Annotated in this window: 8 protein-coding genes; 6 read left to right on the top strand and 2 right to left on the bottom strand. The window is 63.9% G+C overall.

Annotation, left to right across the window (positions count from 1 at the left end; translation table 11 throughout):
- The first annotated feature begins 326 nt into the window (after positions 1-326).
- Positions 327-2,630 (top strand): alpha-galactosidase, encoded by a 2,304-nt coding sequence (locus DF196_RS12790; protein ID WP_109058188.1) that lies wholly within the window; start codon positions 327-329, stop codon positions 2,628-2,630.
- A 253-nt stretch (positions 2,631-2,883) separates the two neighbouring features.
- Here the strand turns inward: DF196_RS12790 and DF196_RS12795 are convergent, their stop codons facing one another.
- A complete protein-coding gene (locus DF196_RS12795) occupies positions 2,884-4,092 on the bottom strand; it encodes an ROK family protein (protein ID WP_109058189.1) in 1,209 nt (402 codons plus the stop codon).
- 177 nt (positions 4,093-4,269) lie between these two features.
- On the opposite strand from DF196_RS12795, the gene DF196_RS12805 reads away from it, so the two are divergent.
- The 5 genes from DF196_RS12805 (at position 4,270) to ilvA (ending at position 10,997) form a co-directional block, all read left to right on the top strand.
- Positions 4,270-5,559, top strand: coding sequence for an ABC transporter substrate-binding protein (locus DF196_RS12805; protein ID WP_109058190.1), 1,290 nt, complete (start codon positions 4,270-4,272; stop codon positions 5,557-5,559).
- Positions 5,560-5,581: 22 nt separating this feature from the next.
- Entirely contained in the window at positions 5,582-6,493 is a 912-nt protein-coding gene (locus DF196_RS12810; RefSeq protein ID WP_109058191.1) for a carbohydrate ABC transporter permease, read from the top strand.
- Between the two features lie 24 nt (positions 6,494-6,517).
- On the top strand, positions 6,518-7,369 hold the full coding sequence (locus DF196_RS12815; protein WP_109058192.1) for a carbohydrate ABC transporter permease: 852 nt from the start codon (positions 6,518-6,520) through the stop codon (positions 7,367-7,369).
- Between the two features lie 450 nt (positions 7,370-7,819).
- A complete protein-coding gene (locus DF196_RS12820) occupies positions 7,820-9,640 on the top strand; it encodes a glycoside hydrolase family 13 protein (protein ID WP_109058193.1) in 1,821 nt (606 codons plus the stop codon).
- Positions 9,641-9,731: 91 nt separating this feature from the next.
- On the top strand, positions 9,732-10,997 hold the full coding sequence (ilvA, locus tag DF196_RS12825) for a threonine ammonia-lyase (RefSeq protein WP_109058194.1): 1,266 nt from the start codon (positions 9,732-9,734) through the stop codon (positions 10,995-10,997).
- 100 nt (positions 10,998-11,097) lie between these two features.
- Here the strand turns inward: ilvA and DF196_RS12830 are convergent, their stop codons facing one another.
- A complete protein-coding gene (locus DF196_RS12830) occupies positions 11,098-11,856 on the bottom strand; it encodes a Sir2 family NAD-dependent protein deacetylase (RefSeq protein ID WP_109058195.1) in 759 nt (252 codons plus the stop codon).
- Positions 11,857-12,251: the final 395 nt, after the last annotated feature.

A 12,251-nucleotide genomic window follows, 5' to 3' on the forward strand; every position in this document is an offset into this window, starting at 1 on the left:
GTCGGCTTCGCCGACAGCTCCCCTGACAAGGGGAGCCGAGAATAAGGGCCATGTCAATCTTGGTTTAACAGAGCCTACTATTTTGGCTCCCCTCTCTGAGGGGAGCTGTCAGCGGAGCTGACTGAGGGGAGTGCTTCGTCGTGCCGTGAGACTCCCCTCAGCCGCCTTTGGCGACGGCTCCCCTCAAAGAAGGGAGCCAGATAATCGCCAAATACTTACTTCCCCCGGCCAACACGCTGCACCGAGTCAACATATTCCGTTTTTCCTACCATCGGAACCAGCAGTAAAGCGTCCGCAACCATCAAGTCAAAGGAGACACCGCCATCATGGCCGAGAATGAAACCCTCACCTTCACCGGCGCAGCCTCGGACGGCACCGCACTCACCGCCGTATACCTCGCCCAGCCCACCGCCAATGTGGCTCTGGGCCTGGTCTTCGCCGGCGACGACCTACCGCACATCGTCCACTGGGGCCGCCCGCTCGCCAATCCGCAGACATTGCTCGCCGCGTACGACGCCCTGAAGCCGCAGCGCGTCTCCGGCGCGCTCGACGAAACCGCGTGGCCGTCCGTGCTGCCCACCCAGTCCGAAAGCTGGATCGGCGAGCAGCGCGTGGTCCTGCGCCGCGACGGCGTCGAACTGTTCCCCAAGTTCACCGTGACCGGCATCGAGACCGAAGGCGTGCTGGACGCATCGCTGGACGCCGTCACCGCCGAGCAGTACACGGACGTGACCGGCCATGCCCGCACCACCGGCCCGGTGCGCGTGCCCGGAGTCGTCGTCACCGCACAGGATCAGGAAAACGGCGTCGGCATCGAATGGCGTCTTGAGCTTATGCCCGGCGGACTGGCCCGACAGAAGGCCACGGTCACCAACCTCGCCGGCGCCGACCAGGCCCCGCTGGAAATCGGCAAGATCGAACTCGGCTTCCCCGTGCCGGAACTGGCCGGCGAAATCCTCACCACCACCGGCCATCACCTGCGCGAACGCAGTCCGCAACGTCAGCCGCTGACCGTCGGCCGTTTCGAAAAGCCGCAGCTCGCCGGCCGCCCGGACTTCGACGCCAGCCTGCTGCTCACCGCCGGCGTGCCCGGCTTCGGTTTCGAGCACGGCGAGGCATGGTCCGTCCACGTGGGCTGGAGCGGCAATTCCGTGCTGTCCGCGGAACGACTGCCGTACACGCAGGGCATCATCGGCGGCGGCGAACTCCTGTTCGGCGGCGAGGTGACACTCACCGCCCAAGGCGAGGGCGAGAGCTCCTACGAGACCCCGTGGCTGTTCGGCTCGTTCGGCGAAGGCCTCAACGAAATCGCCGCCCGCTTCCACGCCTACGTGCGCTCCCGTCACCCGCGCCTGTTCTCGCAGGGCCGCCCGGTGATCCTCAACACCTGGGAGGCCGTGTACTTCGACCACGACTTCGATACGCTCAAGGCCCTGGCGGACAAGGCCGCGGCTTCCGGCGTGGAACGTTTCGTGGTGGACGACGGCTGGTTCGGCTCCCGTCGCGACGACACCTCCGGTCTCGGCGACTGGCAGATCTCGCAGGACGTCTGGCCCGACGGCGATAAGTCCCTCAAGGCGCTCGCCGACTACGTGCACGCCAAGGGCATGCAGTTCGGCCTATGGTTCGAGCCGGAGATGGTCAACCTCGATTCCGACGTGGTGCGCGCGCACCCGGAGTGGATCCTCTCGCCCACGGCCGGCCGCCTGCCCATGCAGGGCCGCAGCCAGCAGGTGCTCGACCTGACCAACCGGGATGCGTTCGACTACATCTTCGGTGCCATGGACGCCCTCGTGGGCGAGCTCGGCATCGACTACATCAAGTGGGATCACAACAAGCTCGTCACCGAGCCCGGTTCCCGCCGCTCCGGCCGTCCGGCAGTGCACGCGCAGACCCTCGCCGTCTACGAGATCTTCAAGGGCCTCAAGACCCGCCATCCGGGACTGGAGATCGAAAGCTGCTCCTCCGGCGGCGGCCGCGTGGACCTCGGCATCCTCGAAGTCGCCGACCGCATCTGGGCCTCCGACTGCGTGGATCCGGTTGAGCGCGCGGACATCCAGCGCTACACCTCGCTGCTTGTGCCGCCGGCCATGATCGGCGAGCATGTGGGGGCCAGCCCGGCGCATTCCACCCAGCGCGCCACCAGCCAGGAACTGCGTATGGCCATGGCGTTCTTCGGCCATATGGGCATCGAATGGAACCTGCTCAAGGAGCCGGACGAGGCGCTCGCCAAGCTGGCCGTGTGGGTGGCCGAATTCAAGAAGCACCGCGATTGGTTCGCCATCGACACCTGCGTGCACGCCGATGCCAACGATCCGGCCGTCCGCCTCGACGGCATGGTGATGCCCAGCAAGGACGCCGCCATCTACCGCTTCACCCAGCTCACCACCGGCCAGACCTACCCGGCCGCGCCCGTGCGCCTGCCCGGCCTCGACCCCGAGCGTACGTACCGCGTCAGCCCGCTTGACCCGAGCCTCGACCTGACCGGTCTGGGCAATGGTCAGAGCGCGCTCGGCTGGTGGAATGAGGAAGGCGTGCTGATGACCGGCGAAGCCCTCCAGCGCTACGGCATCCGTCCGCCGTCCCTCCACCCCCAGCAGGCCGTCCTGTTCAAGGCCGTGGCGGAATAAGCCATACTTGGCTCCCCTTGACAGGGGAGCTGGACGCGAAGCGGACTGAGGGGTAGCTGAAGAGCAGGCAAAGCCTGCGGGAAAACGGTATCGGCTTTCATAAGCCGATACCAAACACGCGGCATCGCCGTAAATATGGAATCGGCCTATGGCCGATACATTGGCCCGCAGACGTGTACGTCTGCTCTTCAGCTACCCCTCAGTCTCACTGCGTTCGACAGCTCCCCTGTCAAGGGGAGCCAAGAAATGCCAATCACCCGATATGTTTCACGATCACGCGACTGGCGGCGGCCTTGGCCCACAGCTGCCAGTCGTGGTTCACGATCGTGAACTTCACCGGCGCGGCCTGGCTGTGGCGGTAATGCCGGATGCCGTCGCGCAGTGAATCGGTGCCCAGCTTGGCCAGGAAGGCTGATTCCCCGGCGATCATCACATGGCCCGGCATCGCGATGTTCGCCACCATGGACACCAGCGCGCCCAGCCGGAAGCACGTGCGATGCACCAGCTGCGAGGCCTGCGGCACATGCGCGCGGGCGTCGCGGGCGAAATCCTCGAATGTCACCGGACGGCCCACGATCGCGGAATACTGCTCCGCGATCGAATCATCGGTCAGGCATTGCGAGCAGCCGATGTGCCCGCTGGTGCAGCGTGGCCCCTCCGGATCGACCAGCACATGGCCCACCAGACCGTAGCTTTTGTCCGGATAGCTCACCGGCTCGCCGTGCACGGCCAGCGAATAGCCCACGCCGATGCCGATGGTCACCACGGCGAACATGTCCAGCCCGACGCCGGGCCCGAACCATGAGGCATCCACCAGCAGCGAATCGATGTCGTTGAACACCCCGCACGGCAGTCCGGTGGCCTTGCCCACCATCGCGCCGAAATCGGTCTCGCCGTCCCAATGGAGGAACGGCGCGAACGTCACCACCGAATCGTTGACCACATGGCCTCCCACGGCCACGCCGACCGCGGTGGGGGAGGGGAGGCCCGCCGAAACCACATCGTCCGTGCACGCCGCCGTAAGCCGGGCGATCGCGCCGGTCACGTATTCGGGCGACTGGTCCTCGCCGATGGGCACCTCATGCCGGTCCGAGACCACTTCGCCGTGCGCGTTCACCGCCGCCGAGACGATCGATGTGCCATGCACCTTGACGCCCACGAACGTGCGCGCGTTCGAGCACAGCACCAGCGAGGTCTGCGGACGGCCCCTGCGATCGGAATTCTCCTTGGGCGTGAACCGTTCGGGCAGCTTGCCGGTGGCGCCTGAGGCGGCCGGCAGCTCCTCGATCACCCCCGCGTAGATCAGATCGCTGGTGATGCGGGAGAGCGCCCCCTGGCTCAGCCCCAGCATCTGGGCCAGTGTGGTGCGGGCGATCGGGCCGTACTGGGCCACCGCCGCAGCCACCCGATGCGTATGTTCGGAACCGGAAAACCACTGCGGAATCGCATTGGACTCAGCCAACTCATGCCCCTTCGCGAAGAATTAATTGCGTTAATCACAAAATACCGCTTTTTTAATTGCACACGCAAGCTGGCTCGCTGGCGCTGGGAATGAAATGGCCGAATCGGTACCTTTGAAGGGTGGAAGGCCGACGGCATAGGAGCCGGCGGTTGGAAGGTAAAGATAAAGGAGTCACATATGCTGTCAGATTCCCCCAATTCAACATCCAGACTGAAGCGTCTGGGCGTGCGCATCGCCGCGGCGGCCTGCGCGATCGCCGTCGGCTTCGGCCTGGCAGGATGCGGTTCCAGCACCGCCGGAACCGTCACCCTCGACTTCTTCCAGTTCAAGTCCGAGGCCGCGGACACGTTCAAGGCCATCGTCAAGGACTTCGAAAAGCAGAACCCGACCATCAAGGTCAACATCAACAACTCCGCCAACGCCCAGACCGATCTGCGCACCCGCTTCGTCAAGAACCGCGTGCCGGACGTCATCACCTTCAACGGCGACATCAGCTTCGGCATGTTCGCCGCCTCCGGCGTGTTCTACGACTTCACCGATGAGCCGATCGTGGACACCCTCAACCCCGGCATGGTGAAGATCGCCAAGAACCTCGTGCAGACCACCGATCCGGCCAAGAAGCGCCTGTACGGCCTGCCGTTCGCCGGCAACGCCTCCGGCTACATCTACAACAAGGACCTCTTCGAGCAGGTCGGCCTCGACCCGGACAACCCGCCCACCACCTGGACCGAGTTCACGGACATGCTCAACAAGTTCAAGGAAGCCGGCATCAACCCGCTGCAGGGTTCCGTGGCCGACGCCTGGACCACGCAGGCCCCGCTCGCATCCCTGGCCGGCACGCTGGTTCCCGAAACCAAGTACACCGAACTCAAGCAGGGCAAGACCACGTTCCAGGAGCTGTGGAAGACCACGGTCGAGAAGGAGGCCGAGCTCTTCACCTACTCCACCGAGGACACCGGCGTCACCTACCAGCAGGGCACGCAGAGCTTCGCCCAGGGCAAGGCCGCCATCATCCCGCTCGGCACCTACGCCATCCCGCAGATTCTGCTCATCAACAAAGACATCAACCTCGGCTTCGCCCAGATGCCCGCCACCGACAACGCTGACGAGCAGATCCTCACCGCCGGCGACGACGTGATGCTCACCATCGGCGCCAACACCAAGCACAAGGAAGAGGCGATGAAGCTCGTGGAGTTCATGATGCAGAAGGAGCAGCTGGATTCCTACGCCGACGCCCAGTCCGCCATCACCCCGCTCAAGGACACGTACTTCGGCAACGACGCGCTGGAGACCGTGCGTCCGTTCTTCGAGGAGAACCGCCTGGCCGACTTCTGCGACCACTACATCCCCTCGTCCATCAACATCGGCGGCTACCTGCAGACCATGGTGACCTCCGGCAACACCGACCGGTTCCTGAACCAGATGCAGACCGAATGGGACAAGGTCCAGGCCAGGACCTTCGAGTGACGAGTAGGAGAGGAGAGTAATCATGTCCAACGCAACCCGCAAAGCCACCAAGAAGAAGGTGGACGCCTTCTCCAAGCGCAAGGTGGATCCGGCCTACTACTGGATGGTGGTCCCGGCGGCCATCATCTTCGCTTTCTTCCTCTACCTGCCGTTCCTTGACGGCGTGAAGTACTCCTTCACCAACTCCCAGGGCTACGGCGACTACAAGTTCATCGGCTTCAAGAACTACATCGCCCTCTTCCAGGACAACCGCGTGGGCCACGCCTACCTGTTCACGCTGCTCATCGCCATCGCCATCACGGTGCTCATCAACGTGATCGCGCTGTTCCTCTCGGTGCTGCTGAACTCGAAGATCGCCTTCAAGAACGGCTTCCGAGCCATCTTCTTCGTGCCCTACACCCTCTCCGTGCTGGTCATCGGCTACGTGTTCAAGTACATCTTCATGAACCCGCTGCCCGAGCTTGGCAAGGCGCTCGGCATCGACTGGCTGTCCACGTCGCTGCTCACCAACGAGAAGCTGAGCTGGATCCCGATCGTCTTCCTCGCCGTGTGGCAGGGCGTGGCCTACTCCGTGCTCATCTACCTGGCCGGTCTGCAGACCATCGACGATGAGATCTACGAGGCCGCCGCCATCGACGGCGTCAACGCCTGGCAGAAGTTCTGGAAGATCACCTTCCCGCTGATCGGACCGTTCTTCACCATCAACCTCGTGCTGTCCATGAAGAACGCGCTCGGCACCTTCGACCAGGTCGTGGCCTTGACGGACGGCGGCCCGAACTCCGCCACCGAGACGGTCACCTACCTCATCTGGAAGGGCGGTCTGACCGGTGGCGAGTACGCCTACCAGACCGCGAACGCCGTGCTCTTCTTCATCGTGCTGGCCATCATCGCCTTCGTACAGCTGCGCATCTCCCGCAGCCAGGAACAGATCTGATTTCTACGGGGAGAGGATTTAATCATGACTACTGCAACCGGTGCTTCCGTTACCAAGTTCCGTCGCGACCACAACATCAACTGGTGGCTGACCGCCGCCGTGGCCGTGCTCTCGCTGACCATCCTGGTGCCGCTGTACTTCACCATCGTCACGGCCCTGAAGACCCCGGCCGAAGCCGGCACGTTCGCCCTGCCGACCTCGTGGGAGTGGCATAACTTCGCCGACGCCTCAGCCAAGGTCAACTACCCCAAGGCCGCGCTCAACTCGGCGATCATCACGGTGGCCGCCGTGGTGCTCACCCTTCTGACCAACACGTTCGTGGCCTACGCGGTGGCCCGTAACATGGACAAGCGCTTCTTCCGCTTCCTGTACTACTTCTTCATCGCCGCCATGTTCGTGCCGTTCCCGGTCGTCATGCTGCCGATCGCCAAGCAGATGGGCTCCCTGCACCTGGACAACCAGGTGGGTCTGATCATCCTGTACACGGTGCTCGGCCTGGGTACGAACCTGTTCATCGCCACCGGCTTCATCCGCTCGATCCCGGTCTCGCTTGAGGAGGCGGCCCGCATCGACGGCGCGTCCACCTGGCGCATCTTCTGGACCATCATCTTCCCGCTGATGAGCCCGATCAACGCCACCATCGCCATCCTGACCGCCCTGTGGGCCTGGAACGACTTCCTCCTGCCGTTGATCGTGCTCACGGACCAGTCGAACCAGACCATCCCGCTGGCCCAGTACGTCTTCAGCTCGCAGTTCGCCACCAACTACCCGATGGCCTTCTCCAGCTACCTCATGGCCATGGCCCCGATCCTGGTCGTCTACATCTTCGCCCAGAAGTGGGTCGTGGGTGGCGTGATGAGGGGCGCTGTGAAGTGACGCAGCGCTGAGCGCTGCAGCACTTCACAGCGCCGAGCGAGACGAGCCGATTAAGGAAACAGTCCAGCCGAACCGTTAAACAGACAGCTCTGCGAGCTGTCTGTAGGTGAGGGGAGCAGCTATGCTGCGACGGAAATCCGAAGGATTTCAGTTTCCCGGCTCGGGCGGCCGGCAGGCCGCGTACTCGCGAGGTAATGCTGAGCCTCGCCGAAGGCGAGTCCGTAATTGCAGGACGCGGTCAAGTAAAACTTCGCCCCACATCCTCGGCTCCCCTCCCTGAGGGGAGCTGTCAGCGAAGCTGACTGAGGGGAGCCTCATTGCAGGACGCGGTCAAGTAATTACTTTCCGCCACGCCCGCCAAACAGCCCGATGGGAATAAAACCATCGGGCTGTTTTAATAACTACCAAGCAGTAATCAAAGACGATATCCGCACCAGAAAGGTTCACGCGATGACCACCACGCAGCGCACCATCATCCCCGACTCCATCCGCACCAACGGCGCCACCCCGAACCCGTGGTGGTCGAACGCCGTGGTCTACCAGATCTACCCGCGCTCCTTCCAGGATACCAACGGCGACGGCTTCGGCGATCTCAAGGGCATCACCTCCCGCCTCGACTACCTGGCCGACCTCGGAGTGGACGTGCTGTGGCTCTCCCCGGTCTACAAGTCCCCGCAGGACGACAACGGCTACGACATCTCCGACTACCAGGACATCGACCCGCTGTTCGGCACCCTGGAGGACATGGACGAGCTGCTGGCCGAGGCCCACAAGCGCGGCCTGAAGATCGTGATGGACCTCGTGGTCAACCACACCTCCGACGAGCACGATTGGTTCAAGGCCTCCAAGGACAAGAACGACCCGCACGCCGACTGGTACTGGTGGCGTCCGGCCCGTCCAGGCCACGAGCCCGGCACGCCGGGTGCCGAGCCGAACCAGTGGGGCTCCTACTTCGGCGGCTCCGCCTGGGAATACAGCCCGGAGCGCGGCGAGTACTACCTGCACCAGTTCTCCAAGAAGCAGCCCGACCTCAACTGGGAGAACCCGGCCGTGCGTCGCGCGGTCTACGACATGATGAACTGGTGGCTCGATCGCGGCGTCGACGGCTTCCGCATGGACGTCATCACCCTGATCTCCAAGCGCACGGACGCCAACGGCAAGCTGCCCGGCGAGGCCGGCTCCGAACTGGAGGACCTGCCGGTGGGCGAGGAGGGCTACTCCAACCCGAACCCGTTCTGCGCCGACGGCCCGCGTCAGGACGAGTTCCTGGCCGAGATGCGCCGCGAGGTGTTCGAGGGCCGCGACGGATTCCTCACCGTGGGCGAGGCCCCCGGCATCACCGCCGAGCGCAACGAGCACATCACCAACCCCGTCAACGGCGAGCTGGACATGCTCTTCCTGTTCGAGCACGTGGACTTCGACTGCGAAGGCGTCAAGTGGAAGCCGCTGCCGCTCGACCTGCCGGGCTTCAAGCGCATCATGGCCGGCTACCAGACCGCCGTGGCGAACGCCGGTTGGGCCAGCCTGTTCACCGGCAACCACGACCAGCCGCGCGTGGTCTCCCGCTGGGGCGACGACTCCGACGAGGAGAACCGCGTCCGCTCCGCCAAGGCCCTCGGCCTCATGCTGCACCTGCACCGCGGCACCCCGTACGTCTACCAGGGCGAGGAACTGGGCATGACCAACGCCCACTTCACCCGCCTCGACCAGTACCGCGACCTCGAATCCCTCAACGCCTACCGCCAGCGCGTCGAGGAGGCCAAGGTGCAGACGGCCGAATCGATGATGGCCGGCATCGCCGCCCGCGGCCGCGACAACTCCCGCACCCCGATGCAGTGGGACGCCTCGGCCTACGCCGGCTTCACCGCCCCGGACGCCGCCACTGAACCGTGGATCTCGGTGAACCCGAACCACGCGGAGATCAACGCCGCCAGCGAGTTCGACGATCCGGATTCCGTGTACTCGTTCTACAAGTCGCTGATCGCCCTGCGTCACGAGCGCGCGTTAATCGCGGCCGGCGACTGGCACCTGCTGGACGCCGACGACGAGCACGTCTACGCCTTCACCCGCACGCTGGGTACGGAGAAGCTGCTCGTGGTGGTCAACATGTCCGGCCGCACGGTCGATCTGCCGCGTGAATCCGCCGAACTGGTGGCCGGCGGCGTCACCGAACCGGATGTGGTCATCTCCACCTACGACGCATCCCACGCCGTGGTCTCGCTGGCCAACCGCGAGCTCGACCCGTGGGAGGCCGTGGTCGTCCAGCTGTAAGTGATAGGCGGCTGCACCCTATAGCCCCAAAGCAACCCAAACCCGAGACGGCGGACCGTGGAAAACGGCCCGCCGTCTTACAATATCCACCATGGAACAAAAGGATGTTTTGAAAGCGCTGCAGCGTGACCACGCAGCGGAACTGAAGCTCGCCGCCGAACGACTCAAGGGCACCGCCCGTCACACGGAGATCATTCCCTCGCCCGCCCTGAGCGACATGACCGGCCATGAGATCTTGCTCAAGCCGGAGAACCTCCAGGTCACCGGCTCGTTCAAGATCCGCGGCGCCTACAACAAGATCGCATCCCTTTCCGAGGAACAGCTGGCCCGCGGCATCGTCACCGCGTCCGCCGGCAACCACGCGCAGGGCGTGGCCTACGCGGCCCGCGAACGCGGCGCCAAGGCCACCATCTGTATGCCGCAGATCACCCCGCCGCTCAAGGTGGACGCCACCAAGGCCTACGGCGCCGACGTGGTGCTCTACGGTGACGTGTTCGACGAGGCCGCCGCCCACGCCGCCGAACTCGCCGAAACCCAGGGCATGATCTACGTGCCGCCGTTCGATGACTACGAGGTCATCTGCGGCCAGGGCACGATCGGCCTGGAGATTCTCGAAGACGTGCCGAACGTCACCGATGTGGTGGTCCCGCTCGGCGGTGGCGGCCTTGGTGCCGGCGTGGCGCTGGCCATCAAGACCTTCAAGCCGGACGTGCGTGTGATCGGCGCCATTCCGGAAGGCTCCCCGGCATGGAAGGATTCGCTGGCCTCCGGTCATGTGTCCCCGGCCGATCAGGTGCTCACCTCCGCCGAAGGCGTGGCCGTCAAGCACCCGGGCGACCTGCCGTTCGCACTGCTCAACGAATTCCTGGACGACCTGGTCACCGTCTCCGAGCGTGACATCAACGAGATGATCCTGCTCATGCTGGAGAAGCACAAGCTCGTGGTGGAGGCGGCCGGTGCCGTGTCCCTGGCGGCGCTGGAGCACCTGAACCTGCGTTCCCGCAAGTTCGCGCAGGCAGGTGGCCCGCATGTGGTGGTGCCGATCATGTCCGGCGGCAACATCGATACCGTGACCATGGGCGCCGTGATCCAGAAGGGTATGATCGCCCGCGGCCGCATCATGAACTTCGAGGTGGAGCTGCCCGATACGCCGGGCCAGCTCGTCAAGGTGGCCACGCTGCTCGCCGAACAGCGCGCCAACGTCATCGCCCTCGACCACGACCAGTTCAAGGCGTCCGGCCACTACACCAACGCCGTCTCCCTCGGCGTCACCGTGGAGACCAACGGTCCGGACCATATCGACCGCATCCTCGCGGCCCTGCGCCAGGCCGGCTTCCAGCCCAAGCGCATCTACTGATTGGGTGTTTCGCGCATCTGCTGTGATACAAGAACGGCTTCCTTCGATACTGTTGAGGGAAGCCGTTCTACGTTAGATAGGTCAATATGATCGTCGGGGACTATTCCGCGTTCTCCGCGATCGTCTCGTCCACCAACTGCGGCAGCGCCACGGCGATGTCCTCGTGAATCAGTCGCGTGGCCAGACGGTCGTACTGCGTGCGGCCCATGTTCATGATCGTGATCGGCACCCCGGCCTGCGCGGCCACCGGCACGATGCTCGCCGCCGGGAACACCTCCAGTGTGGAGCCGATCACCCACAGCTCGTCGGCCTTGGTGGCGCGGTCGTACGACTTCTCCATCGCACCATCCGGCAACGCCTCGCCGAAATACACCACGTCCGTCTTGATGATGCCGTTGCACGGCATGTCGCCACGGTACTTGAGCTTGCGATGGCAGTGCGGATCCGGTTCCTCGTCCAGTCGGGCCATGATGTCCGCCGTATCGTACTTCTGATGGCACTTCATGCAATGCGAGGTGCCGATGGTGCCGTGCAGGTTCACGATGAGATCCGGGCTGTTGCCGGCCTTCTCATGCAGCGCGTCGAAATTCTGCGTGGCCAGCAGCGTGAGCATGCCGGCTTTCTCCAGCTTGACCAGCGCCTTATGCGCGGTGCCCGGCTGCGCGTTCCACACCGGCGACTCCTTCTGCCAGCGCCAGGAGTACTCGCGATCCTCCTTGTTGCGCAGGAACAGATCGATGTCGTACACGCTCATCTGATCAGGGTGCTTGGTCCACACGCCGTCGGGGCCACGGAAATCGGGAATGCCGGCGGAAGTCGAGATGCCGGCGCCGGTCAATACAGCAATCTTCTTTGTCATAGATACAGGTATACCCGCGTTGCGTGAACGGCGGGGCAAGGGAGAACCCCGCCGAAGAAGATATTTCGGTAAACGCATCTCATATTTTTGGATATCCGGGGTTGTGGAACGTATCTGCGGCGTATGTTGAGCAGTAACGGCGTGGTTGAGCCCCATTTTGGGCCGTGTGCGACACGCCGAGAGAACGCCGGCGTTGCAACGTTTTTCGGCGCTTTTTGTGATGCCGATTTGCGTGTTTGGTTTGTGGCGTGTAAGTTATTCACCTGTTGCCGCTCGGCACGGCGGGTTTCCTTCCTTTGGTTGGTTGGCTGCCTGTTGGTGTGGTGGTGGTTTGAGAACTCAAGAGCGTGTTTGTACTACTTCTTTATAGTCAATGATTGCCAGTGCGTCCCAAG

The sequence above is a fragment of the Bifidobacterium callitrichidarum genome, from assembly GCF_003129905.1.
GTDB classification, from domain to species: domain Bacteria; phylum Actinomycetota; class Actinomycetes; order Actinomycetales; family Bifidobacteriaceae; genus Bifidobacterium; species Bifidobacterium callitrichidarum.